This is a genomic window from Kluyvera sp. 142486 (assembly GCF_046569695.1).
Taxonomy (GTDB): domain Bacteria; phylum Pseudomonadota; class Gammaproteobacteria; order Enterobacterales; family Enterobacteriaceae; genus Kluyvera.
On the sequence record NZ_JBKHUI010000010.1, the window covers coordinates 162,528 to 187,086 of the forward strand.

General features: G+C 56.1%; 20 protein-coding genes. 14 read left to right on the plus strand and 6 right to left on the minus strand.

The genetic code is table 11. The features are described 5' to 3' along the window. The first annotated feature begins 32 nt into the window (after window positions 1-32). From gapA to ACLGE8_RS13075, 3 genes are all read left to right on the plus strand, one after another. Window positions 33-1,028, plus strand: coding sequence for a glyceraldehyde-3-phosphate dehydrogenase (gene gapA, locus ACLGE8_RS13065; RefSeq protein ID WP_035894601.1), 996 nt, complete (start codon window positions 33-35; stop codon window positions 1,026-1,028). Between the two features lie 84 nt (window positions 1,029-1,112). Then, window positions 1,113-1,997, plus strand: a complete 885-nt coding sequence (locus tag ACLGE8_RS13070; RefSeq protein ID WP_410999033.1) for a D-hexose-6-phosphate mutarotase — start codon at window positions 1,113-1,115, stop codon at window positions 1,995-1,997. Window positions 1,998-2,382: 385 nt separating this feature from the next. Further along, window positions 2,383-6,336 carry an autotransporter outer membrane beta-barrel domain-containing protein gene (locus ACLGE8_RS13075; RefSeq protein WP_410999035.1) on the plus strand — a complete coding sequence of 1,318 codons (3,954 nt, stop codon included), beginning with the start codon at window positions 2,383-2,385 and terminating at the stop codon, window positions 6,334-6,336. A gap of 101 nt (window positions 6,337-6,437) precedes the next feature. Here the strand turns inward: ACLGE8_RS13075 and ACLGE8_RS13080 are convergent, their stop codons facing one another. Continuing rightward, entirely contained in the window at window positions 6,438-7,184 is a 747-nt protein-coding gene (locus ACLGE8_RS13080; protein ID WP_410999037.1) for a MipA/OmpV family protein, read from the minus strand. A gap of 436 nt (window positions 7,185-7,620) precedes the next feature. Here ACLGE8_RS13080 and yeaG point away from each other — a divergent pair, with 436 nt between their 5' ends. The 7 genes from yeaG (at window position 7,621) to ACLGE8_RS13115 (ending at window position 17,298) form a co-directional block, all read left to right on the plus strand. Next, window positions 7,621-9,555, plus strand: a complete 1,935-nt coding sequence (gene yeaG / locus ACLGE8_RS13085) for a protein kinase YeaG (RefSeq protein WP_410999039.1) — start codon at window positions 7,621-7,623, stop codon at window positions 9,553-9,555. A gap of 114 nt (window positions 9,556-9,669) precedes the next feature. Further along, a complete protein-coding gene (locus ACLGE8_RS13090; RefSeq protein WP_410999041.1) occupies window positions 9,670-10,947 on the plus strand; it encodes a YeaH/YhbH family protein in 1,278 nt (425 codons plus the stop codon). A gap of 135 nt (window positions 10,948-11,082) precedes the next feature. After that, window positions 11,083-12,582, plus strand: a complete 1,500-nt coding sequence (gene dgcJ / locus ACLGE8_RS13095; RefSeq protein ID WP_410999043.1) for a diguanylate cyclase DgcJ — start codon at window positions 11,083-11,085, stop codon at window positions 12,580-12,582. Next, on the plus strand, window positions 12,575-13,075 hold the full coding sequence (locus ACLGE8_RS13100) for a YbaK/prolyl-tRNA synthetase associated domain-containing protein (RefSeq protein WP_410999045.1): 501 nt from the start codon (window positions 12,575-12,577) through the stop codon (window positions 13,073-13,075). The genes dgcJ and ACLGE8_RS13100 overlap by 8 nt, the downstream gene beginning before the upstream one ends. Before the next feature lie 225 nt (window positions 13,076-13,300). Then, entirely contained in the window at window positions 13,301-14,644 is a 1,344-nt protein-coding gene (locus ACLGE8_RS13105) for a glycoside-pentoside-hexuronide (GPH):cation symporter (protein WP_410999047.1), read from the plus strand. A 7-nt stretch (window positions 14,645-14,651) separates the two neighbouring features. Then, a complete protein-coding gene (locus tag ACLGE8_RS13110) occupies window positions 14,652-16,688 on the plus strand; it encodes a TIM-barrel domain-containing protein (protein WP_410999049.1) in 2,037 nt (678 codons plus the stop codon). A 163-nt stretch (window positions 16,689-16,851) separates the two neighbouring features. Next, a complete protein-coding gene (locus tag ACLGE8_RS13115) occupies window positions 16,852-17,298 on the plus strand; it encodes a DUF441 domain-containing protein (protein ID WP_185665957.1) in 447 nt (148 codons plus the stop codon). Here ACLGE8_RS13115 and ACLGE8_RS13120 read toward each other — a convergent pair. Next, window positions 17,282-18,073 (minus strand): AraC family transcriptional regulator, encoded by a 792-nt coding sequence (locus ACLGE8_RS13120; protein WP_410999083.1) that lies wholly within the window; start codon window positions 18,071-18,073, stop codon window positions 17,282-17,284. The two genes, ACLGE8_RS13115 and ACLGE8_RS13120, sit on opposite strands and share 17 nt — an antisense overlap. A 99-nt stretch (window positions 18,074-18,172) precedes the next feature. On the opposite strand from ACLGE8_RS13120, the gene ACLGE8_RS13125 reads away from it, so the two are divergent. Continuing rightward, window positions 18,173-19,357, plus strand: coding sequence for a CynX/NimT family MFS transporter (locus ACLGE8_RS13125; RefSeq protein ID WP_410999051.1), 1,185 nt, complete (start codon window positions 18,173-18,175; stop codon window positions 19,355-19,357). Between the two features lie 113 nt (window positions 19,358-19,470). Here ACLGE8_RS13125 and ACLGE8_RS13130 read toward each other — a convergent pair whose 3' ends face one another. Continuing rightward, entirely contained in the window at window positions 19,471-20,178 is a 708-nt protein-coding gene (locus tag ACLGE8_RS13130) for a CTP synthase (RefSeq protein ID WP_410999053.1), read from the minus strand. A gap of 137 nt (window positions 20,179-20,315) precedes the next feature. Here ACLGE8_RS13130 and ACLGE8_RS13135 point away from each other — a divergent pair, with 137 nt between their 5' ends. Beyond that, a complete protein-coding gene (locus tag ACLGE8_RS13135; RefSeq protein ID WP_410999055.1) occupies window positions 20,316-20,660 on the plus strand; it encodes a DUF488 domain-containing protein in 345 nt (114 codons plus the stop codon). 30 nt (window positions 20,661-20,690) lie between these two features. On the opposite strand, the gene ACLGE8_RS13140 is transcribed toward ACLGE8_RS13135, so the two are convergent. Continuing rightward, window positions 20,691-20,996, minus strand: a complete 306-nt coding sequence (locus tag ACLGE8_RS13140; protein WP_410999057.1) for a hypothetical protein — start codon at window positions 20,994-20,996, stop codon at window positions 20,691-20,693. A 60-nt stretch (window positions 20,997-21,056) separates the two neighbouring features. After that, window positions 21,057-21,305 carry a DUF333 domain-containing protein gene (locus ACLGE8_RS13145; protein WP_410999059.1) on the minus strand — a complete coding sequence of 83 codons (249 nt, stop codon included), beginning with the start codon at window positions 21,303-21,305 and terminating at the stop codon, window positions 21,057-21,059. A 320-nt stretch (window positions 21,306-21,625) separates the two neighbouring features. Here ACLGE8_RS13145 and ACLGE8_RS13150 point away from each other — a divergent pair, with 320 nt between their 5' ends. Next, entirely contained in the window at window positions 21,626-22,645 is a 1,020-nt protein-coding gene (locus ACLGE8_RS13150) for a diguanylate cyclase domain-containing protein (protein WP_410999061.1), read from the plus strand. A gap of 46 nt (window positions 22,646-22,691) precedes the next feature. Next, the gene (locus tag ACLGE8_RS13155) at window positions 22,692-22,796 is read left to right on the plus strand and encodes a YoaK family small membrane protein (RefSeq protein WP_035897158.1); all 105 of its coding nucleotides are present in this window, start codon (window positions 22,692-22,694) and stop codon (window positions 22,794-22,796) included. A gap of 100 nt (window positions 22,797-22,896) precedes the next feature. Here ACLGE8_RS13155 and ACLGE8_RS13160 read toward each other — a convergent pair whose 3' ends face one another. Continuing rightward, window positions 22,897-24,372: a GGDEF domain-containing protein gene (locus tag ACLGE8_RS13160; RefSeq protein WP_410999063.1), complete on the minus strand. Its 1,476-nt coding sequence runs from the start codon at window positions 24,370-24,372 to the stop codon at window positions 22,897-22,899. Window positions 24,373-24,559: the final 187 nt, after the last annotated feature.

The following is a 24,559-nucleotide window of genomic DNA, read 5'->3' on the forward strand; positions in this document are numbered from 1 at the left end:
TTTTATTCACTAACAAATAGCTGGTGGAATATATGACTATCAAAGTAGGTATCAACGGTTTTGGCCGTATCGGTCGCATTGTTTTCCGTGCTGCTCAGGAACGTTCTGACATCGAGATCGTTGCAATCAACGATCTGTTAGACGCAGACTACATGGCTTACATGCTGAAATATGACTCCACTCACGGCCGTTTCAACGGTACCGTTGAAGTGAAAGACGGTCATCTGATCGTTAACGGTAAAAAAATCCGTGTTACCGCTGAGCGTGATCCGGCTAACCTGAAGTGGAACGAAGCAGGCGTTGACGTTGTTGCTGAAGCAACTGGTCTGTTCCTGACTGACGAAACCGCTCGTAAGCACATTGCTGCTGGCGCGAAAAAAGTTGTTCTGACTGGTCCTTCCAAAGACAACACCCCTATGTTTGTTAAAGGCGCTAACTTTGACAAATACGAAGGCCAGGACATCGTTTCTAACGCATCCTGCACCACCAACTGCCTGGCACCGCTGGCTAAAGTTATCAACGACAACTTCGGCATCATCGAAGGTCTGATGACTACTGTTCACGCGACCACCGCTACTCAGAAAACCGTTGATGGCCCGTCTCACAAAGACTGGCGCGGCGGCCGCGGCGCAGCTCAGAACATCATCCCATCCTCTACCGGTGCTGCTAAAGCAGTAGGTAAAGTACTGCCAGAACTGAATGGCAAACTGACTGGTATGGCGTTCCGCGTTCCAACCCCTAACGTATCCGTAGTTGACCTGACCGTTCGTCTGGAAAAAGCTGCTTCTTATGAAGAAATTAAGAAAGCAATCAAAGCTGCTTCCGAAGGCGCAATGAAAGGCGTTCTGGGCTACACCGAAGACGACGTTGTATCTACCGATTTCAACGGTGAAGTTTGCACTTCCGTATTCGATGCTAAAGCTGGTATCGCTCTGAACGACAACTTCGTTAAACTGGTTTCCTGGTACGACAACGAAACTGGTTACTCTAACAAAGTACTGGACCTGATCGCTCACATCTCCAAATAAGTTGAGATGAGAATCTGATCCAAAAAGGCGACTTCGGTCGCCTTTTTTTATGGTCAAAAAACTTAAAACACCAAGGATTGCATCATGATTAACACAATTTTCGCTCTCCCGGTCATTGAACAGCTTACCCCTGTCCTCTCTCGCCGTCAGCTTGATGAGCTGGAGCTTATCGTTGTCGACCACCCAAAAGTGAAAGCCTCCCTTGCCTTCCAGGGCGCGCACCTGCTCTCCTGGAAACCAGCGGGCGAAGAAGAAGTACTGTGGCTGAGCAACAACACTCCGTTCAAAGACGGCGTGGCGCTGCGCGGCGGCGTACCGATCTGCTGGCCGTGGTTCGGCCCAGCGGCACAGCAAGGTTTCCCGGCGCACGGCTTTGCCCGTAACCTGCCGTGGGAGCTGAAAGCCCATAACGAAGACGACAACGGCGTAGTGCTGACCTTCGAACTGAAAAGCAGCGATGCAACCCGTCAATACTGGCCGCACGAGTTCTCTCTGCTCGCTCGCTTCAAGCTGGGTAAAACCTGCGAGATGGAGCTGGAAGCGCACGGTGAGTTCGAAACTACCACCGCGCTGCACACTTATTTCAACGTTGGTGATATTCACGCGGTGAAAGTCAGCGGCCTCGGCGACCGTTATATCGACAAAGTGCAGAACGCTGAAATTGGCGAACTGAGCGACGGCGTTCAGACCTTCCCGGATCGTACCGACCGCGTGTACCTGAACCCGGAAGCATGTAGCGTGATCAGCGATACTTCTCTGAACCGCACCATCGACGTCATCCATCATCACCACGTCAACGTTGTTGGCTGGAACCCAGGCCCAGCGCTGTCCGTCAGCATGGCCGATATGCCGGATGATGGTTACAAAACCTTCGTCTGCGTCGAAACCGCCTGCGCCAGCGCAACGCAGAAAGCCACCGAAGAAAAACCGGCTCGCCTGAGCCAGACCATCCGCGTCGTTAAACGCTAATCCCCTCCCCCTCTCTCTTGCCGGGCAATAGCACATTGCCCGGCGCTTTTCTTCTACCGCACATCAACGAACTTATTTAATCCAGTAAAGTTACCGGTAACACCGCCTGGATCAAGTAGCCTGAAACATCCTGAAATAGGATTATTATTAGGTGATATTCTTACATCACAACAAAAATACACTAGTAATTTTTAAATAGTCACAACATTCATCTAGATAAACCTCACTCTAACTCCCTTATCTACTGCGCGGAATTTCGATGCTTGAATGCCTGATTCACCGTCAGCCCCGCAGCGCTTAACAACATTATTTTTGTTTTTTGTCGAGGATAATCATGCCTGTTTTTCACACGCTTCCCTTTCGGCGTAGCACCCTGGCTCTCACCATGGGACTTGCGCTATATGCCCTGGCGCCAGTCGGGGCGAATGCTGCCGATGGCGCTGACGGCAGTGCCGCAACCCCTGATGCCAGCGCTCAGGGCGGCCGAGGTGGTGATATGGATTTAGTGACCGGTGCCGGTGGCCACGGCGGCGCAGGCGGCGCTGGGGGGCGTGGACAGGCGAGCAGTGATGGGCAAAGCGGTGAAGCCGGTAACCTGAGCGGCAGTCAGATCGCCGCCGGTAACGGCGGGATTCACCAGGAGCCTGACCGCGTCGCCAACAGCGGTGCCGGTGCTGCCGGCGGTGGCGGTGGCGGCGGTGCTGCTGGAGCCGTAATGGACGGTACTGGACCGACACAAAACGACGGCACCATTCAGGGTGGCAACGGTGGGCGCGGCGGTAACGGCGGCTCCAACACCACGGACGTCGCCGATGCGGGCAACGGCGGCAACGGCGGTGATGGCGGCGGCGGAGGGAGCGGCGTGCTGCTCACCACCAGCGGCAGCTACGACAATAGCGGGACAATAAACGGCGGTAATGGCGGCACCGGGGGGAATACCGGTAGCGCCAGCGCGAGCGACAAAACCAGCAACGGCATCACTATCCATGCCGGCAGCGGCGGCGCAGGCGGTGAAGGCGGTGACGGCGTTACTGCAACTCAGGGCGGCAACATTACGAATAGCGGCACCATCAGCGGCGGTAACGGCGCTACCGGTGGTCTGGCGGCCAATGCTAACAGCCAGCAGAACACCACGGTCACCGGCGTTGGCGGTACGGGCGGTAAAGCCGCCAACGGCGGTAATGGCGTATGGCTCAGTGATACCAGTTCCATCACCAATAACGGCAAAATTACGGGCGGTATCGGTGGCAATGGCGGCAACGGCGGCGCGGTTGAGGCCGGTCAGGGTACCGGCGTTGTCGGCTATGGCGCCATCGGCGGCAACGGCGGCAGCGGGATCACCGTGGTTAACAGCGGCACCATCACCAACCAGGTGGGTGGCGAGGTCATCGGCGGCTATGCCGGGACCGGCGGCGGCGGTAACTCCAACAGCAGCGGCCTGAATCTCAGCGGCGGCGATGGCGGTGACGGCGGTAACGGCGGCATCGGTATCGCGCTGGAAAACGGCGGTACGGTCTCTAACTTCGGTAACGTGATAGGCGGCGCGGGCAACCGTGGCGGCGGCAGCGGTAACTTGACAACCTCCCGCGGCGGCGACTCCGGCGTTGGCGGCACCGGGATTGATATCACCCAGCAGGGTAATGTGACCAACGAAACGTCTGGGAAAGTCCTGGGCGGTAAAGGCGGCGATGACTCTGCGGGGGGCGGTGGTGTCGGCGGCGTTGGCGGTACCGCCGTGAACATTACCGGCGCGGGCGATGTGATTAACAAGGGTGAGTTTACCGGCGGCGACGGCGGCGCGGGGGCCAACGCTAACGGGACTAACGCCGACGGCGGGACCGGCGGCCAGGGCGGTAACGGGCTGGCTATTAACGGTAAAGGTACCGTTACCAACGCTGCCAGCGCCACGATTCACGGCGGCATGGGCGGCACCGGCGGTGGCGGCAACGCCGGTAACGGTGGCGTCGGCGGTCAAGGGGGCAATGGCGTGCTGATTGGCGCGGGCGGAACGGTGACTAACGACGGTACGATTGTCGGCGGAACTGGGAATCGCGGCGGCGGCGGTGGCCAGGCTGACGGCGGCAGCGGCGGTGACGGCGTACATATCGAGGCTGGCGGCGGCACGCTTGATAACACCGGTATCATTTCTGGCGGTAGCGGCGGTAATGCGGGTACTGCCACCGGCAGTGCGGGTGCGGGCGGTATCGGCGTGTACGGTAGCGATATGACCATCATCAACAGCGGGACGCTTCAGGGCGGGATGAGCCAGGACGGCACCACCCGCTCCCAGGCCGTGATGTTTACCTCCGGCACCAACTCGCTGGCCCTGCATGCCGGCTATAACGTGGTGGGCGACGTGAGCGCGGGTGACGGTGATGATACGCTGATCCTTGGCGGTGACCGTAACGCGGAGTTTGATGCCGCGAATATTGGTGACAGCGCCCAGTATCAGGGCTTCGACCACTTCAGCAAAGAGGACGGCAGCACCTGGCTTTTGAAAAACAGTACCGATTCGGTTACGCCCTGGACACTGAAAGGCGGCGTTTTACAGGTTGCCAAAGCCGATAGCCTCGGCCAGGCCGGAAGCGCACTGACCTTCGACGGCGGTACGCTCCAGTTGCTCGACAACGTCTCACTGGACGCGTCACGCCCGGTCGCTATCGGCAGCGCTGGTGGTACGCTGGATACCCAGGGTTACCACTCCACCATAGATCAGGGTATCACCGGCAGCGGGAACTTCACCAAACAAGGTTCTGGGGCGCTGACGCTTACCGGCGACAGCACCTTTAACGGTGAAACCACGCTTGCCGAAGGCAGTATGGATGTGACGGGTTCACTCCAAAGTACGGTAACGGCGCAAAGCGCCACCGCCCTCTCTGGTACTGGCAGTGTCGGCAGCACAACCCTTGAAGATGGCAGTTCACTGACCGTGGGTTCACCCACCGAGAGCGATGACACCGACGCAACCTTTACGGTTAACGGTGACCTTAACAACAGCGGCAGCGCAACGCTATCACGCAGCCTGCTGCATGCGGGCAATAAGCTGGATGTCAGCGGTAACTATCGCGGCGGCAGCGATAGCACGCTGAATCTCAATACCGTGCTAGGCGATGATGCTTCGCAAACCGATCATCTCAGCATCGCGGGCGATACCTCCGGTACCACGCGCGTCACGGTCAATAACGTGGGCGGCCTCGGCGCTCAGACGAATCAGGGGATTGAGGTTATCAGCGTAGGCGGGCAATCCGCTGCCGGCGCTTTCGTCCAGGCGAACCGTGTGGTTGCAGGCCCATGGGATTACAGCCTGGTGCAAAAAGGGCAGAACTGGTATCTGACCTCAATCAACACCACCCCGGTGACGCCACAGTATCGCCCGGAAGCCGGGAGTTATCTGGTCAACCTGGCCGCCGCCAATACCCTCTTCAGCCTGGCGCTGGACGATCGTGAAGGGGCCACTGAGTATACGGCACAGGGCGCGCAACGCTCTGCCCTGGCAAGCACCTTCTGGCTGCGTCAGGAAGGCGGACAAAACCGTTCACGCGCGGCAGGCGGGCAGATTCGCTCTCGTGCCAACCGCTATGTGGCTCAGATGGGTAATGAGTTCTGGCACGCCAGCCGCAACGGCGACGACCGCTGGGGCGCGGGGCTGATGGCAGGCTACGGGAATGTCTCAGGATTATCGTCATCATCACTGACCGGCTACCGTTCGCGCAGCCATATGGCAGGCTATAGCGTAGGTGCATACAGCACCTGGTATCAGAACGCGGTCAGCCGACAAGGCCTGTACCTCGACAGTTGGGTGAACTACAACTGGTTTACTAACCGGGTCATCGGCGATGAATTGCAGCGTGAAACCTATAACAGCCGCGGCTTCACCGCCTCGGTGGAAACGGGCTATAACATGCTGCTGCGGGAGCAGCCACGTCAGGCTATCTATCTTGAACCGCAGGCTCAGCTCACGTGGATGGGGGTAAAAAGTCCGAACCATACCGAAGCAAACGGTACGCAGGTGAAAGACAATAGCAAAGGCAACCTGCAGTCTCGTCTGGGGATGCGCCTCTATTTACGCGGTCATCGTACCGAGGACGACGGCAAAGGGCGTGAGTTCAAGCCATACGTTGAAGCCGACTGGCTGCACAACACCCATTTTGCCGAAATCCGCATGGGCAATACGTCGATTCGTCAGGAAGGCGCGACCAACATTGCGCAACTGAAGCTCGGCGTGCAGGGTCAAATTTCCCCGTCGCTGAATCTATGGGGCGGTACCGCCGTGCAGGTGGGCGACCACAGCTATAGCGATGCGTCGATTATGATGGGGGTGAAATACGCCTTTAAATAAAAAAGCCCCACCACGGTGCAGTGCACCACGATAAGGCTCTTGAGTAGTGCAACCCCGACGCGCGATGCGTTGGGGTTCATCATCCTGAAATTCAGGATAATTTAGAAGGTGTAGGTCACACCAGTAGAAAGTAACCCGGTCCAGCTCTTGTCCACCATCGGGCTGTCGGTAACTTCATCAGACAGACGGGTATAGCGCGCGGTACCGTAAACACTCCAGCTACCGGCGAAGCGATAGTTCGCAGTCAGCTCGAGATATGGGCTCCAGCTGTTGCTTGGGTCGTAGCTTCTCAGGCCGCTTTTCGCCGCTTCATGATGAGAAACGCCGTAGTAGTACTGGTTCTGATTTTCGCTGTTCCACTCAACACCGATGCCCGGCGTTAAGGTCAGGCCGCCGTTGGTGTAACGATAGACCCATGCTGTATCCCACACCATGCCGTTACTGTTATCCAGAATATCACCAGAAAGCGCGGTACGCAGCGAACCATACTGCGTGTGGTGCATCCAGGAAACGCCCGCCATCACGGTAGATTTACGCTTATCCAGTCGACGCAGTTGGCTGTTATCACTGTCACCCGGCTTGAAGTACATCGGAGACCAGTAGCCCATTACCGAGAGTTGGTCAGTGCCGTCGTTCCACAGATAGTAGCCGCCGCCGAGACCGTGGAACCAGAAGTTATCCCCTTCATAGCTGATAACTGGTACAGGGTACACATCATGGTCGTACTGCTTATATGGATGCTCAACAATCCCGACACCCGCACCCAGAGTCAGCTTACTTTCCGCCTGTACTGCGGTAGCAGAAGTGGCAATCAGGACCCCTAAAGCTAGAAGTTTGATTCGATTCACAATCTGTCATTCCTTTTTTCAACATTTCAGCGGGCTGAAGTTTACCTTTCACACTGTCTTACGACAAATTTTTTACCTGTGATATCAGAATATGACTGGTCATTATCTCGCGTAAAGATGGCAGCACGCTTGCAAATACGTGACAGCACTATGAAAGCGTAAAAAATATTAAAAGAATTAATGCCCGTATTTTTTGATGAGTTATTGATATGTCATTGAAAATCGTTTTTCTCGCCATGCAAGTTTTGCAAATGCCATCTACGCTTAATTTTAGAAGGTGTAATCGCAGCGCACGTTACCGTTAATCGTCCGACAACCTGGCACACGGGTTGCTGGATAAGGAGTGAGCGTCGTTCGGCTTACCTCTTCCGGGAGCCCCCATTATTCATACCAACGGCTCTTAACCTGTGCTAAAAAAACGAAAGGACGGCATGCCATGAATATATTCGATCACTATCGCCAGCGCTATGAAGCTGCCAAGGACGAAGAGTTCACACTGCAGGAGTTTCTTACCATTTGTCGGCAAGATCGCAGTGCCTATGCTAACGCAGCAGAACGGCTATTAACCGCTATCGGCGAGCCTGTAATGGTTGATACTGCCCAGGAACCGCGGCTTTCCCGTCTCTTTTCGAACCGAGTCATCGGGCGCTATCCGGCGTTCGAAGAATTCTACGGCATGGAAGAAGCGATTGAACAGATCGTCTCCTATTTGAAACATGCCGCCCAGGGGCTGGAAGAAAAGAAACAAATCCTCTACTTATTGGGCCCGGTCGGCGGCGGTAAATCCTCGCTGGCAGAGCGTCTTAAAGCGCTGATGCAGCGCGTGCCTATTTACGTGCTGAGCGCCAACGGCGAGCGCAGCCCGGTTAACGATCACCCGCTGTGCCTGTTTAATCCGCAGGAAGACGCGCAGATTCTGGAAAAAGAGTATGGCGTGCCAACCCGCTATTTGGGCACCATTATGTCGCCATGGGCCGCAAAACGTCTGCACGAATTCGGCGGCGATATCACCAAATTCCGCGTGGTAAAAGTCTGGCCGTCGATCCTTGAACAGATTGCGATAGCCAAAACCGAACCGGGCGATGAAAACAACCAGGATATCTCCGCGCTGGTCGGTAAAGTTGATATCCGTAAACTGGAACACTTCGCGCAGAACGACCCGGATGCCTATGGCTACTCCGGTGCGCTGTGCCGCGCCAACCAGGGGGTTATGGAGTTCGTCGAGATGTTTAAAGCGCCTATCAAGGTGCTGCATCCATTGCTGACGGCCACCCAGGAAGGTAACTACAACGGGACCGAAGGGATCTCCGCCCTGCCCTTTAACGGCATTATCCTGGCGCACTCGAACGAATCCGAGTGGGTCACCTTCCGTAATAACAAAAACAACGAGGCGTTTCTCGACCGTGTGTACATCGTCAAGGTGCCTTACTGCTTACGCATCTCCGAAGAGATCAAAATTTACGAAAAACTGCTTAACAACAGTGAACTGACCCATGCGCCTTGCGCACCGGGCACGCTGGAAACCCTGTCACGCTTCTCGATTCTTTCGCGTCTGAAAGAACCGGAAAACTCCAGTATTTACTCGAAAATGCGCGTGTACGACGGGGAGAGCCTGAAAGATACCGACCCGAAAGCGAAGTCCTACCAGGAGTATCGCGACTACGCGGGCGTGGACGAAGGGATGAACGGTCTCTCGACCCGTTTCGCCTTTAAGATCCTGTCTCGCGTGTTCAACTTCGACCACGCCGAAGTGGCGGCAAACCCGGTGCATCTGTTCTACGTGCTGGAGCAGCAGATCGAACGCGAGCAGTTCCCACAGGAGCAGTCAGAGCGTTACCTGGAGTTCCTGAAAGGCTATCTGATCCCGAAATACGCCGAGTTTATCGGCAAAGAGATCCAGACCGCGTACCTCGAATCCTACTCGGAATATGGGCAGAACATTTTCGACCGTTATGTCACCTACGCCGACTTCTGGATTCAGGACCAGGAGTACCGCGACCCGGATACCGGACAGCTGTTCGACCGTGAATCGCTGAACGCTGAACTGGAGAAAATTGAGAAGCCTGCCGGGATCAGCAACCCGAAAGACTTCCGTAATGAGATAGTCAACTTTGTGCTGCGCGCGCGCGCCCACAACAACGGCCGCAACCCGAACTGGACGAGCTACGAGAAGCTGCGCACCGTTATTGAGAAGAAAATGTTCTCCAATACCGAAGAGCTGCTGCCGGTAATTTCGTTTAACGCGAAGACCTCAACCGATGAGCAGAAAAAGCACGACGACTTTGTCGACCGGATGATGGAAAAAGGCTATACCCGCAAACAGGTTCGCCTGTTGTGCGAATGGTATCTGCGCGTGCGTAAATCGTCATAACCACACGGTACCCGGCAGCGTTCGCGCTGCCGGGCCGACAACAATGTCCCGTAGGCCGGTTCATCTGGCACTTACAGGCGCAGTAAGTTGGCAAAAAGCAGTTCAGGAGGGGCTATGACCTGGTTCATTGACCGGCGTCTGAACGGCAAAAACAAGAGTGCGGTTAACCGCCAGCGCTTCTTGCGCCGTTATAAAGCGCAAATAAAACAGTCGATCTCCGAGGCCATCAACAAACGTTCGGTGACCGATATCGACAGCGGTGAATCTGTCTCCATTCCGACGGATGATATTAACGAGCCGATGTTCCATCAGGGGCGCGGCGGGTTGCGGCATCGGGTTCATCCCGGTAACGACCACTTCGTACAAAACGATCGTATCGAACGACCACAGGGCGGCGGCGGCGGTGGTGGTAGCGGTCAGGGACAGGCCAGCGCCGACGGTGAGGGCCAGGATGAGTTCGTGTTCCAGATCTCCAAAGATGAGTATCTGGATCTGCTGTTTGAAGATCTGGCGCTGCCGAACCTCAAGCGTAATCAGCAGCGACAGTTGACCGAGTTCAAAACGCACCGCGCGGGCTTCACCGCCAACGGTGTGCCTGCCAATATCAGCGTCGTTCGTTCGCTGCAAAACTCCCTCGCCCGCCGCACGGCGATGACCGCGGGTAAACGCCGTGAGCTGCACGCGCTGGAAGCCACGCTGGATGAAATCGCCAAAAGCGAACCGGCGCAGCTTCTGGAAGAGGAACGTCTGCGTAAAGAAATTGCCGAACTGCGGGCAAAAATCGACCGCGTGCCGTTTATCGACACCTTTGACTTACGCTACAGAAACTATGAAAAACGTCCAGAGCCCTCCAGCCAGGCGGTAATGTTCTGCCTGATGGACGTCTCCGGCTCGATGGACCAATCCACCAAGGATATGGCCAAACGCTTTTACATCCTGCTCTACCTGTTCCTGAGCCGGACCTATAAAAACGTCGAGGTGGTCTACATTCGCCACCATACTCAGGCCAAAGAGGTGGACGAACATGAGTTCTTCTACTCGCAGGAAACCGGCGGCACGATTGTCTCTAGTGCGCTGAAGCTGATGGATGAAGTGGTGAAAGCCCGCTATGACCCAGCGCAGTGGAACATCTACGCCGCTCAGGCATCGGATGGCGATAACTGGGCGGACGACTCACCGCTGTGTCATGAAATTCTGGCGAAGAAAATCCTGCCGGTGGTGCGTTACTACAGCTATATCGAAATTACCCGACGGGCACACCAGACGCTGTGGCGCGAGTATGAGCATCTGCAGCAGACGTTTGATAACTTTGCCATTCAGCATATTCGCGATCAGGAGGATATCTACCCGGTATTCCGCGAGCTATTCCATAAACAGGGCAGTGAAAAATAACGTTATTCGGCTGTCTCTTCGGAGGCAGCCCCTTCTTGATCTTTGCAAAACATTTCTATCGTTAATGCATCGCTAGAGATAGCGAGCCTCCCATGTTAACATTCCGGCTGACACGGAAGAGCATTTAATTTCATCATGAAACTGCAGAATAAAATACTGCGATTAGTTATTTCATCAGGCGTTGTCATTTTGACCTCCTCCTTCCTGATTTATGAATTAATCGCCAGTCATCGGGATATGTCCGAATATATGCGATATATCGTCGATAAGGGGGAGTCGGCCTTTCTCTATGAAAAATATCAAAACCAGCTGATCATATCGCAGTTCGCACAGAAACTGGATGAATGGCCTACTCCAGAGGCCGCCTTGCGGGCCTGTGCCAGCGTGCAGCATCGTGGTGAAGTGAACGGCCTGAACATTGACGGCGAGAGTTACCCGCCGTTGGAAGGGTCGCTCACCGCCGGAAAAACGCCCTGTGAGACATGGGTGAAGAGCCTGCCGGCCCTAGAAGCGTTTGACTCCGCTATTGAGAATAATGAAGCCTGGAAACCGATGCTGCCCAATGAAGAAGGACAGCAAAAACGTTTTCGCTATTATATTGATATCGTGAATCAATATATCTATTTCAATTCACCAGTCACTATTAACGACCCAACGTTAACCAGCTGGAATTTTCTCTACGGCGACCGGCTGGGAATATCGCCAGCCAGCCTCGAAAACTTATTCCTTGGGCGTACGGTAGTGTCGAGTATCTATATTGACACCTTTACTCATAAGAATATTTTAACGTTTTTAACACCGCTTTATCATCATGAAAACCTGCAGGGGATCGTGATGGTCGATCTGTCGCATCAGGATCTGCATGATATTTTCTATACCCGCGACCGTCCTCATTTCTGGCGCTACCTGGATATCTCAATTATTGATTCCGACAACGACGCCCATATTGTTATCCATCGCAGCGCCTCTCACTGGCTGAGCTACGTGAACTACACCAGGCCGCTGGCGGAAAACATGCGCATGGAGCTGTCGCTGGACGTGATGTACTTCCTGTTAAGCTCGTGGAAGCTGTTCTTGTTTTATCTGGCCTCTACCGCCGCATTATTGCAGCTGGTCCGCACCCATTTCCGCCTCTACCGGACGGTCAGCAAAGAGAACATCAGCGATTCCCTCACCGGGCTATACAACCGAAAAATCCTCTCGCCGGTGCAGAGCATGCGCCTGCAACGCCTGACGGAACAAGGCGTGGGGATTGTGGTCATCGCCCTCGACTGCGACAAGCTGAAGCAGATTAACGATACCTGGGGCCACGATGAAGGCGATCGTGCAATCATCATGCTGGCCCAGGCTATCTCCGCTACCATCCGTAAAAGCGACTATGGCGTTCGGCTGGGCGGCGACGAATTTTGTATTATCCTCATCGACTACCAAGAGGCCGAGGCGAAGGTGATTACCGACAGAATTCAGGAGCAGTTGGCGATTATCGATACCGAAAACCGCGTCAGCTTCTCCTGGGGCGCCTATAAGATGTGTCTGGGTGATAATCTTGAGAAGGCGATGAAAATCGCCGATCAGCGTCTTTATCAGCATAAAAAACAACGTAACCGCGAACACAGGAGAGAACGCCATGATTGAACCCGTCGCGGCCGATATTCACCAACGGCTGCTAACCCTGCTCGACCGCCACCAGGCCCGCTACCGCGTGATGGCACACGAAGCGGTCGGTAAATGTGAGGCCGTGTCTGAAATTCGCGGCACCGCATTAGGTCAAGGGGCAAAAGCGTTGGTGTGCAAAGTGAAAGGCAACGGCATGAACCAGCACGTGCTGGCAATCCTCGCCGCCGACCAGCAGGCTGACCTCGCACAGTTGGCGCAGCACATCGGCGGCCTGAAAGCGTCGCTGGCAAGCCCGGCTGAAGTCGATGCCCTCACCGCCTGCGTGTTTGGCGCCATCCCGCCGTTCAGCTTCCATCCTTCGCTGCGTCTGGTCGCCGACCCGCTGCTGTTTGACCGCTTTGAGGAGATCGCCTTTAACGCCGGTAGTCTCGAAAAATCGGTGATTCTCAATACCGAAGATTACCTGCGCATCGCCCAGCCGGAGCTGGTTGCCTTCCGCCGTCAGTCCTGACACGCCCTCCGTTTCTCATGCTGTAGGCCGGATAAGCGCAGCGCCTTCCGGCCTACACTCTTCTTGCCCTTAACTAACCACGTTTCACTATTTTTGTTACCGGTATCACGCAAAGCAGTTTACGTAAGCGTAATACGGAATATCGCAATTGTTAACCCACCACCTTCATCCACACTATATGGCGTCTTTCCCCACAATCGTGCTGTAACGACACCAGGTGATACGATGAACACAAAAGTTACCCGTAAAGAAAAAATCAGCTATGGATTAGGCGATATGGCCAGTCATATCGGTCTGGATAACGTCATAATCTTCTTAACCTTCTACTATACCGACGTCGTGGGCCTTCCCGCCGCCTTCGTGGGCACCATGTTTTTACTGGCCCGTACCGCCGATGCGATTATCGACCCGGCGATGGGCTATCTGGCCGACCGTACCCGTTCCCGCTGGGGAAAATTTCGCCCCTGGATGCTCTGGCTGGCGCTGCCTTTCGGCGTAAGCTGCCTGCTGACCTATGCCGTACCGCAGTCACTGGATATGTCCGGTAAGATGATTTTCGCCAGCGTCAGCTATACCTTCATGATGCTGATGTACACCGCCATCAACATTCCTTACTGCTCGATGGGCGCAGTCATCACACCAGATAACGATGAGCGCATCTCCCTGCAATCCTGGCGCTTTTTCCTGGCCACCCTTGGCGGCGCAATGTCGACCTTCTTTATGATGCCGCTGGCCGAGTATCTGGGTGGTGATGACAAACTGATGGGCTACCGCTCGGCGATGGCGATTATGGCCTGCGTCGCCGTGGTGATGTTCTGGATCTGCTTTGCCAATACCCGCGAGCGCATTAAGGCTCCGGCTACTCACAACAACTATCTCGCCGAACTGCGCGATCTGCTGCGTAACGATCAGTGGCGCGTCGTTGCCGTATTGGTTATCACCAACATCGGTTTCGGCGTTATTCGCCTTGGCGCGATGATGTACTTCGTCACCTACTACCTTGGCAGCGCAGCCTACTTTATGTGGATGCTGGCCGCGCACATCATCGGCAAAGCCGTCGGCAGCCTGCTGGCAAAACGTCTGACCCGCAATGCCAACAAAGTACAGATGTTCGGCTACTGCGCCGTGCTCGCTGGCGTGCTGAGCATTGGGCTGTTCTTTGCGCCAAAATCTATCTTTGTGCTGGTGCCGCTGACCTTCGTCGTCTCCACCCTTTATCAATCCACCACCACCCTGATGTGGGTGATGATGGCCGACGTTGCCGACTACGGTGAATGGCGTCAGGGCAAACGCATGGACGGCATTATCTTCTCGACCTTCCTCGCCGTGCTCAAGCTGGGTATGGCGCTCAGCGGCGCTATTGTCGGCTGGACCCTTGGTTTTAGCGGCTACGTCGCCAACGCGCCGGAGCAAACGCCGCTGGCGATGCACTGCATCGTCGCCCTCTTTACCGTGGTGCCGGGCCTGCTGTCGCTAGGCGCGTACATCACCCTGCGCTGGTACAAGCTCGACGATCACACCATGCAGGAAATCAATCTCGCGAAAACCCAATCTCTTGTTAAAGGATGAGTCAACCATGAGCGAATTAATTCAGTACGCGAACGCTATCGAGTGGCGCTTTGAACGGCAGATCCTGCGCGTCGAGCCGTGGGGGGCACACAGCCTTCGCGTGCGCGCCACCTGCGCTTCGGCATTCGGCGAGGCGCTTCATGCCCTGCTGCCGCAGGATAACAGCCAGGCCATTATTCAGCAGGATGCGGAAACCCTGACCCTCACCCACGGCAACATCCGCGCGGTGCTAAACCTCAAAGGTCAGCTGGCATTTTATAATCAGCGCGGCGAACTGTTGCTCGAAGAGATGTGGCGCCAGCGCTCAACGGTGGGCATTGGCGCCAGTGAAAAGAGCCAGGATAAATACGTCAGCGCCCTGAAGCTCGATGGGCGCGAATTCAAACCGCTGCCCGGCGGCAAGTACCAGCTGACCGTGCGTTTTGAGTCCCGGGACGGCGAGCGGCTGTACGGAATGGGCCAGTATCAGCAGCCGTGGCTGGACCTGAAAGGCTGCGAGCTTGAGCTTGCTCAGCGTAACTCACAGGCCAGCGTGCCGTTCTTACAATCCAGTCTCGGTTATGGCCTGCTGTGGAACAACCCGGCGATTGGCGAAGCGACGCTGGCGAAAAACCATACCTGGTGGACGGCGCGCGTCACCGAAGAGATGGACTACTGGATAACCGCTGCTGATACCGTGGCGCAGGTCACCCGTCAATATGCTCGCGCCACCGGAACACCGCCACCGGCTCCGGGCTTTATCAGCGGCCTGTGGCAGTGCAAACTGCGCTACCGTAACCAGCAGGAGGTGCTGGAGGTGGCTCGTGAATACCGCCGCCGTAGCCTGCCGCTATCGGTGATGGTCATCGACTTTTTCCATTGGCCGAACCAGGGTACCTGGTGCTTTGACCCGGAAGACTGGCCAGACCCGAAAGCGATGGTGGAAGAGCTGGAATCGCTCGGCATCAAGCTGATGGTCTCCGTCTGGCCAACGGTAGAAGCCCGCAGTCCGCTGTTCCCACATATGAAAGCCAAAGGCTGGCTGGTAACCAGCGATCGCGGCGTGCAGGTCAATCTCGACTTTATGGGCAACACCACTTTCTTTGACGCTACTCATCCACAGGCGCGGCAGTTTGTCTGGGAGACGGTGAAGAAAAACTACTACGACCTCGGGATTAAATTGTTCTGGCTGGATGAAGCCGAACCTGAATACCGCGCCTACGATTTTGATAACTATCGCTATCATGCCGGCCCGGTGCTGGAAGTCGGCAACCGCTATCCGCGCGATTTTGCCCAGGGCTTCTACGATGGGCTGCACGAGGCGGGCGAACGCGATATCGTCAACCTGGTGCGCTGCAGTTGGGCCGGTAGCCAGCGCTATGGCGTACTGGCGTGGTCCGGCGACGTCCACTCCTCCTTCCATGCCTTCCGCAACCAACTGGCTGCCGGGCTGAATATGGGGCTGGCAGGCATACCGTGGTGGACGACGGATATCGGCGGCTTCCAGGGCGGCAACATTCACGACCCGGCGTTCCACGAACTGCTGATCCGCTGGTTCCAGTGGGCGGTGTTCTGCCCGGTACTGCGTATGCACGGCTACCGTGAACCACGCGTACAGCCGCCGGAAAGCTACCGTCACGGTATTCCACAATGTGATAGCGGCTCGCCAAACGAACTGTGGAGCTACGGCGAAGAGAATTTCGCCATTATGCAGCACTGGCTCGGGGTACGAGAAAGCCTGCGCCCGTATATTGATGCGCTATACGACAATGCGCACCGCCACGGTGACCCGCTGATGCGCCCGCTGTTCTGGCACTACCCGGACGATGCGCAAAGCTGGCAGACAGAAGATCAGTATCTGTTCGGTGAGGATCTGCTGGTTGCCCCGGTGATGCACGCCGGGCAGCGTCAGCGTGATGTCTGGTTACCGAGTGGTCATGCGTGGGTCGGGCTCGACGGAGAACGCTATCAGGGCGGGCAACGAATTACCGTCGCCGCCGGGCTGGAGACGATTCCGCTGTTTATTCGTGAAGGCAGCCCATTAATCACGGTATTGGTTAAATAATCAGGCAAATGCCTGAAATCCTCGACAAAGATTGAAAAAGGCCTGTCTACGCCCCGCTTCTTGCGTACAGTAGAGCCACTAACAAGTAGCCCGGCCGAGCGCTGCGACGCCGGGCGACGATAATGCACGCTCTTTTTCTCTTTCTGGCAAGGATTACCGCTTTATGATCGATACCACCCTACTGATCCTTCTGGGTCTGGCGGCGCTGGGCTTTATCAGCCACAACACCACCGTCGCCGTCTCGATTCTGGTTCTGATTATTCTTCGCGTCACCCCGCTCAGTACCTTCTTTCCGTGGGTCGAAAAACAGGGGCTTAGCATTGGGATTATCATTCTGACCATCAGCGTGATGGCCCCTATTGCCAGCGGCACGCTGCCAGCCTCAACGCTGATCCACTCTTTTGCCAACTGGAAATCGCTGGTCGCCATTGGCGTCGGCGTGTTTGTCTCGTGGCTCGGCGGGCGCGGCGTGACGCTGATGGGCACTCAGCCACATCTGGTGGCTGGGCTATTGATTGGCACGGTGCTCGGCGTGGCGCTGTTCCGTGGCGTACCGGTAGGGCCGCTGATTGCCGCAGGTCTGGTGTCGCTGCTTATTGGGAAGTCGTAGTTAGCGCCGCCAGATAGCGGCCCGGCGTCTGCCCAAGCCCTTTACGGAACATGGTGATGAATGCCGTGGTGGAGTCATAGCCCAATGAGAGCGCAACCTGCTGGACGTTCTGGCCGCGCACCAACATCTGCAGGGCGAGGATCAGCTGCAGCTGGTGACGCCAGCGGCGAAAGTTCAGCCCGGTCTCTTTCACCACCAGCCGGGCGAGGTTACGCTCGCTCATGGCAAAACGCTGGGCCCACTGCGCCAGCGTCTGCCACCGATCAGGCTCTGCTTCCATGGTCTCAACCATCAGCCGAATTTTAGGGTGCGCAGACACCGGCAGCTGTAGCTGCTGCTCCGGTTGCTGCGGCAGCTCATCGAACAGCACCTGAACTAACCGCTGCGTCTCAGGCTGCTGAAGCGCTATTTCGTCGCGCCGAGCCAGCGACAGGATCAGTTCGCGCACCAGCGGTGAAATCTTTAGCGTGCAACTGTGCGCTGGCATCCGCGCCGCGCCGGGTTCAATAAACAAAAAGCACAGTTCTGCCTGCGGCGTAGCGCGGTTGCTGTGCGGCACTTCGCCAGGTATCCACACCGCAAACTGCGGCGGCACCATCCACAGGGCATTCTCCACTTCGCAGGTGATGGCCCCGTGCAGCGCGAGGATCAGCTGCCCTTTCCGATGCTGATGCAGCGGAATATGCTGCTCCTCTTGCGCCACCTGAACCCCAAACGCCACGGCAGCATCCTGATGGCTATCCGGGTGATAGCCGCCTAAACCAAGTCCCAGCATCATTTTGTCCGAATTTAGCGATTATCTGTCATTTTAGCTTGATTTCAACAACGGCTAAAGCGGGTATTGTAGTGCTCCCACTCTTTTGTCGAGATGACTATGTCTGAAGTTACGACGTCTGCCAGCCGCCGCTGGCTGCTGATTATTGGTATTTTATTGATTGCCTCGACGCTGCGCGTCACCTTTACCGGCGCAGCGCCTTTGCTCGACGCCATTCGCGATGAATATGGCCTGACGACCGCACAAACCGGGCTGTTAACCACCCTACCGCTGCTGGCGTTTGGCCTTGTCTCTCCGCTGGCAGCCGGGGTTGCCCGTCGCATCGGTATGGAGCGCAGCCTGTTTATCGCCATGCTGCTGATTTGCGCCGGGATCGCCGTGCGCTCCCTGCCGTCGGTGACGCTAATGTTTACCGGCACCGCCATCATTGGCTGCGGGATTGCGCTGGGCAACGTGCTGCTGCCCGGTTTAATCAAACGCGATTTCGCCTCGCAGGTGGCGAAATTTACCGGCGCGTACTCGGTGACAATGGGCGCGGCGGCGGCGCTGGGCTCGGCGCTGGTAGTGCCGATTGCGCTCAGCGGTTTTGGCTGGCGCGGCGCGCTGCTGATGCTGATGGTCTTCCCGGTGCTGGCGTTACTGTTCTGGCTGCCGCAGTGGCGAGCGGCAAAAACGACGGCTATCTCCGGCAGCGGTGCCATGCATAACCGCGGCATCTGGCGCTCGGCGCTGGCCTGGCAGGTAACGCTGTTCCTTGGCCTGAACTCGCTGGTCTACTACGTGATTATCGGCTGGCTGCCGGCGATTCTGATTAGCCAGGGCTACAGCGAAGCACATGCCGGTTCTCTGCACGGCCTCCTGCAGCTCGCCACCGCCGCGCCTGGCTTTGTGGTACCGCTGATCCTGCATCGGATGAAAGATCAACGTGGGATCGCGATTACCGTGGCGCTGATGTGCGCCGTCAGCGCGCTGGGTTACTGGCTCTTCCCGTCGCAGGCGGTGCTGTGGACGATTATCTTTGGCTTTGGCTCCGGCGCAACAATGATTCTTGGCCTGACCTTTATCGGGCTGCGCGCCAGCTCAGCGCATCAGGCCGCGGCACTTTCTGGGATGGCGCAGGCGGTGGGGTATCTGCTGGCGGCCTGTGGGCCTCCGCTGATGGGGAAAATTCATGATGCAACGGGCGCATGGCACCTTTCCTTGATGGCGGTTGCGGTGATTGCGCTGGTGATGGCGGTGTTCGGCGGGCTCGCCGGGCGAGACAGAGAGATTAACGTCGGGTAAAACGCAGCCCGACGCCCGGGGACCTATCCTGTAGGCCTGATGAGCGTCGCGCCATCAGGCAATATTGCCGCACATTGCCGGATGACGGCGTTGTCTTATCCGGCCTACATGATTTACTGGGCTGCGGCGTGCAGGAAGGCCTGCACCAGCGGCGCAGGACGCCCCGCCAGCGCGTTACGCTCGTGCTGGAACAGCGTCGCCACGAAGAACGGATGCGTCACCAGTTCCACCGCGCGAATATCGCCATTATCGTCCCAGCCGGTTACCCGCAGCGGCAGCGATTTCAGCGCCTCGGCGAAATCAGCAGAGATACCGTAGTTGCAGTGATATCCCTCTTCGATAGTGTCACGGCCATAAGCGCGAGCAATCAGCGTATTGGCACGCAGTTCAATGGTGTCGCTCTTTTCCACCAGTGAGCAGGTCAGCGGCGCAATCACCATCCGGCCTTCGGTATCGGTTTCCGCATGAGCCGCATCTTCCCAGCCCATCACGTTGCGCGCGTACTCCAGAATCGCGTGCTGGAACCCACCGCAGGTGCCGAGGAACGGCAGGCTGTTTTCGCGGGCGTAGCGTACGGCAATTAATGCCCCTTCGGTATGCTGATATGGGCTGGCAGGCACCAGCCAGATGCCGTCAAAGTCAGCGAGACTATCGGCGCTGTGCACGTCACGCGTGGCAACCCAGCGGTATTCAACAGGCACTTCCAGCACCGCGGCAGCATCGTCAAGCGCCAGCGGGATCGCCTGATGAGCAATCACATCAGCGTTGTAGTCGCCCACGAGGGCAATGCGAAGAACGGGGATCACTGCAGAGTTTTCCATGAGAGGTCCTTATGTGCAGACGTTACGAACGGCATAAGGAGCCTCAGACTAGCGATGTCGACGCGCTTTAGCAATACCCGGATGGCGAACCCAACCAATCTTTGTGGTATGGTCGAATGGAACAAGGGAGGAAGGATATGATCCAGTGTAAACGCGTGTATGACGACGCAGCACCTGACGATGGTTACCGTGTCCTGGTGGACCGGTTGTGGCCGCGCGGTATCAAAAAGGAAAACCTTATCGTTGATGAATGGTGCAAAGACCTTGCCCCTTCAGCCGAGCTGCGTAAGGCTTATCACGGCGAGGTCATCGACTTTGCCACCTTCTGCCAGCACTATCGCGAAGAGCTTTCGCACCATCAGGATGAAGGCCAGCGGCTGGCCGACATCGCACAAAAGCAGGGGCTAACGCTGATTTATGCCGCCGCGAACACCGCGCAAAACCACGCGCGCGTGCTGGCCGACTGGCTGAAAAATCGCTAACGTCTGAACGCGATGTCTGCGGACATCGCGTTATCCCACCAATACAGCCTGCTCCTGCGCCATCAGTGCATCCGGCGTTAACGGCAGCAAATACTCTGAACGCACAAAAGCAAAGCCCTGCTGCCCTTCGCCCGCGCTCACTTCACCGGTCACCAGCCACAGCGCGCGCGGCGAGTCGGCGGCCAGTTCAGTCATCACCCCGTTAACCGGGTTCAAACAGCGTTCTCCTGGCTTAATCAGCGCAAACAGTTCAACACTTTTGCCGATATTAGCCCGGCCAGCGGCGGTACGGGCACCGATAATAATGGCGATGGTGCCCGGTTTCAGCGAAAACATACGTCTCTCGTTAATCAGAATTATCCTGGAGGCGCAGTGTACTGGATAAGGAATGTACTGTCATTTTTTCTGCGGATGATCGCGCCGCCACAGCGTCCACTCCTCAATCGTTTCACCACTCGGCAGCTTACAAAGGCTAAACTCACCCTGAGCATTGACCTGGCGAATGCTTTCGCCGCCCTTCTGCTGACAGTACACCGCAGCAGGATTAGCCATACCGATTTGTGGTGGTGGTGGCGCATCCGGTTCAGCCGATTTTGCACATCCAGCAAGCAATATAGGCAATAGTAAAACGTAGCGACTTGACATAATTTCTCCTTGGTTTCACGCTGGAATTTAGCTTTAAACTCCATAATTTCTTCAAATTAGCTACACTTTTGCGACGTAAAGTACGTCTCGTTCTCAACTGACCAGAGAACAGAACATTCCATAATCAATGAGTTATTTTGCCCCATCCCCCCCGATGGGGCTTTTTTTATCTGTAATAAGAAACAGATAACCTTCCGTTACACACCTTTTAGCCACACAGTGCTTACGTTCTGGATACATAATGTATAAAATTTAGTGAGTCCGGATTTCATTTAGGGCGAAAAACCACCACTCACGCTATCGTAGGGACCCTTGTTTTCATGTCAGATATTATTCTTGCCCGGGTATCACAAACGCTTGCCTCTGAACAATCGCTTGAGAGTCTTGTTCGCCAACTGCTTGAGATGCTTGAACTGGTGACCAATATGGAATCCACCTATCTGACGAAAATTGATACCCAGGCCGACCTGCAGCACATCGTATATTCGCGCAACAGCGGCGAGATGAACATCCCGGAAAACCTCTCCGTTCCCTGGGGCGATACCCTGTGCAAACGTGCGATGGACGACGGCTGTTTTTACAGCGACCACGTGCCGGAGCAGTGGGCCGACTGCGATGCGGCGAAAGCGCTGGGGATCACCACCTTCCTCAGCACGCCTATTCATCTGACCGACGGCTCCTTGTTCGGCACGCTGTGCGCCACCAGCACCCAACAAAAGCCGCTCAGCTTTAACAGCGAGCACGTGCTGCAGCTGTTTGCCAGCATCATTGCCCGCTATATCGAAAAAGAGTCGCTGGTGTCGCAGCTTCAGGAAGCCAACGCCGCGCTGATTTATCACTCCTACACCGACGCGCTGACCGGCCTGCCGAACCGCCGCGCGGTGTTTGAAAATCTGGAGACGTTGTTCTCCCTCGCCCGGCATCTGAACCATTCGGTGCTGCTGGCGTTTATCGACCTCGATAAATTTAAGATGATCAACGACTGCTACGGCCACCAGGCGGGCGACGCGTTTTTACAGCAGGTGGGCCAGCGGCTAAAGCTCGGCATCTCGCCTGACGACCAGCTTGGCAGACTGGGCGGCGATGAGTTTATGGTCGCCACCCTTGCACGCGCGACGGTGCAGCTTGAGCAGTTTGCCGAAACGCTGCGCCAACTCCTGGTGGGCGACTACCTGCTAGGCGACACGCTGATTCACTATCCTGGGGCCAGCATTGGTGCCGTTGTAGTCGATCCAAACCTGATGGACCCTGACAGCGCGCTTCGTGCCGCCGACAGCGAAATGTATCAGGATAAAAAATTCCGTCATCGCCCGGAAATTAGCGCCCAACGGGTCGAATAATTACAGTATCATACGCGCTGTTTTAGACAACATTCAGGATGTCACAATGAGATTGGGTATCGCCTTCCCCATCGTTATCTTTATTATCGCCGTGATCTTTCTGGCTTGGTTTTTTATAGGCGGTTACGCACTGCCGGGAGGAGCACAATGAGAAAGACCACGATTATTATGCTGATCGTCGCCGTCATTACCGTCGTAGGCGTTCAGCTCGGCTGGTGGTAAATCGGGGATAAGCCGCGCCCCAGCCCGGCTTATCGTCTTTCGTCACGGCGTTTTTTCATCTGATACATCTCTTCGTCAGCCTGCTGGATCGCTGCATCCAGCGTCGTGACGCACGGTGCCACGCCCCAGGACACCGATAGCGGCACCGCCTGCCCCTGCGGGCTGAATGGGAACACCGCGATCTTTGCCGCAATTCGCTCGGCAACCATATGCGCATGGGCGATATCCGTCCGACTCAGCAATACCACAAACTCGTCGCCGCCGCTGCGTATGACCCAATCTCCGTTCGCTCGAACATCGTTTAACATACACTGCGAGATAGCCTGTAGCGCCCGGTCTCCGGCCTGGTGGCCATAGTTATCGTTGATCGCCTTAAACTTGTTACAGTCAAAAAGAATGACCGTCATAAAAGGCAGCCCGCGATCCTGAATAAGGGTAAAAATATTGCGCGTAAAGCAGCCGGTTAGTGGGTCGCGGTAAAAGCGCAGGTCGGCGTGGTTAAGGTGATAACGAATCAGCAGGAACAGTAACAGCAGCAGCACCGGCGCCATCGCCATAATCGCCAACGCATAGGGGTTGTGCGCGATAAATAGCCATACCGGGAGCGCATATTTAATTTCATAGCGCGATGAGACAGTATGAATACGGTAGCTATCCAACCAGCGACAGTTGCCGACAATGCACAGCACCTCTCCGGTTTCACGGCTTTGATAGCCCAGAATCAGCCCTGGTGGCACCTGCTGATTAAACGCCTGGTTCAGTATCCGTTGCAGCTCGGCCCGCGAAAGGTCGTAGGCCAGATAACCGATGATATGGTTACTTGGTTCACCTTCGGAGAGATCGTAGATATAGCTCACTACGCTGTAGGCCTTATCGCCGGTAATTTTGTCGGCGTAGAAGGTGGTTGAGCTAAGGGATTTTTTACGCATGCTCTTTTGCAGCACACGGTCATAGAACATTTCCGGTTCATGGAAGAACTGACGTGGGTCGTTAGCCATCTGCGAGGTTTCAAAGCTAAACGGCACGGAATCTGTCGGAGTAAACCAGTAAAACCAGCGGCCGTCGCTGGCAATAACATAGCGATGAATATCGTGCTGCTCGGGGTTGAGCGCCCGGATTTTATCCCGGATATATTCGGCAGCCACATAGATACAGCGGGCGCTGCGCTCGGGGCTACGGGTAATCAGCGCGCCATGCTGCTTATCGATGCTTTTTGGATCGGCGTTAATTCCCCAGGCGCCGCCACGGGGCTTGAAAACATCGGCATCGCCGCACAGATAGTGGCGGCTTATCTGCTGATAACGTACTCCCGCGGCTTCCGCCATCAGTTCGTTATCGTTAAACATCGTCATCATCTGGCTTTGCATCGCGTTAACCCCCTCGCTCACCTGCGACAGCGTACGCTGGTACAAGAAGAAAACGGCAAGGCAGATGAGCAGAAAGGTGACCACCACCGAGGCAAGCAGAGACTGCTTTTTACGCAAACTATCCTGAATAATTCTCACTGACACCCCGTACGGATGGGTTAATTCCCTGAAACGCCACCCGCGCAGCCAGCCGCTGCGTCCGGCACGTCTTCAATACGTATCAGATCATTATGGCTGAGAACTTTCGCAAGCGAGAATTTGATCCTGTCAGGAGTTAAGCGGAATGGCAATACCCATTCAGGCGGGTGAGCGCAGGGGCTCACCC

Excerpts from the sequence above, each read along its gene's own strand:
- gapA (WP_035894601.1), top strand. The coding sequence starts at position 33 with ATGACTATCAAAGTAGGTATCAACGGTTTTGGCCGTATCGGTCGCATT.
- ACLGE8_RS13070 (WP_410999033.1), top strand. The coding sequence starts at position 1,113 with ATGATTAACACAATTTTCGCTCTCCCGGTCATTGAACAGCTTACCCCT.
- ACLGE8_RS13075 (WP_410999035.1), top strand. The coding sequence starts at position 2,383 with ATGGGACTTGCGCTATATGCCCTGGCGCCAGTCGGGGCGAATGCTGCC.
- yeaG (WP_410999039.1), top strand. The coding sequence starts at position 7,621 with ATGAATATATTCGATCACTATCGCCAGCGCTATGAAGCTGCCAAGGAC.
- ACLGE8_RS13090 (WP_410999041.1), top strand. The coding sequence starts at position 9,670 with ATGACCTGGTTCATTGACCGGCGTCTGAACGGCAAAAACAAGAGTGCG.
- dgcJ (WP_410999043.1), top strand. The coding sequence starts at position 11,083 with ATGAAACTGCAGAATAAAATACTGCGATTAGTTATTTCATCAGGCGTT.
- ACLGE8_RS13100 (WP_410999045.1), top strand. The coding sequence starts at position 12,575 with ATGATTGAACCCGTCGCGGCCGATATTCACCAACGGCTGCTAACCCTG.
- ACLGE8_RS13105 (WP_410999047.1), top strand. The coding sequence starts at position 13,301 with ATGAACACAAAAGTTACCCGTAAAGAAAAAATCAGCTATGGATTAGGC.
- ACLGE8_RS13110 (WP_410999049.1), top strand. The coding sequence starts at position 14,652 with ATGAGCGAATTAATTCAGTACGCGAACGCTATCGAGTGGCGCTTTGAA.
- ACLGE8_RS13115 (WP_185665957.1), top strand. The coding sequence starts at position 16,852 with ATGATCGATACCACCCTACTGATCCTTCTGGGTCTGGCGGCGCTGGGC.
- ACLGE8_RS13120 (WP_410999083.1), bottom strand. The coding sequence starts at position 18,073 with ATGCTGGGACTTGGTTTAGGCGGCTATCACCCGGATAGCCATCAGGAT.
- ACLGE8_RS13125 (WP_410999051.1), top strand. The coding sequence starts at position 18,173 with ATGTCTGAAGTTACGACGTCTGCCAGCCGCCGCTGGCTGCTGATTATT.
- ACLGE8_RS13130 (WP_410999053.1), bottom strand. The coding sequence starts at position 20,178 with ATGGAAAACTCTGCAGTGATCCCCGTTCTTCGCATTGCCCTCGTGGGC.
- ACLGE8_RS13135 (WP_410999055.1), top strand. The coding sequence starts at position 20,316 with ATGATCCAGTGTAAACGCGTGTATGACGACGCAGCACCTGACGATGGT.
- ACLGE8_RS13140 (WP_410999057.1), bottom strand. The coding sequence starts at position 20,996 with ATGTTTTCGCTGAAACCGGGCACCATCGCCATTATTATCGGTGCCCGT.
- ACLGE8_RS13145 (WP_410999059.1), bottom strand. The coding sequence starts at position 21,305 with ATGTCAAGTCGCTACGTTTTACTATTGCCTATATTGCTTGCTGGATGT.
- ACLGE8_RS13150 (WP_410999061.1), top strand. The coding sequence starts at position 21,626 with ATGTCAGATATTATTCTTGCCCGGGTATCACAAACGCTTGCCTCTGAA.
- ACLGE8_RS13155 (WP_035897158.1), top strand. The coding sequence starts at position 22,692 with ATGAGATTGGGTATCGCCTTCCCCATCGTTATCTTTATTATCGCCGTG.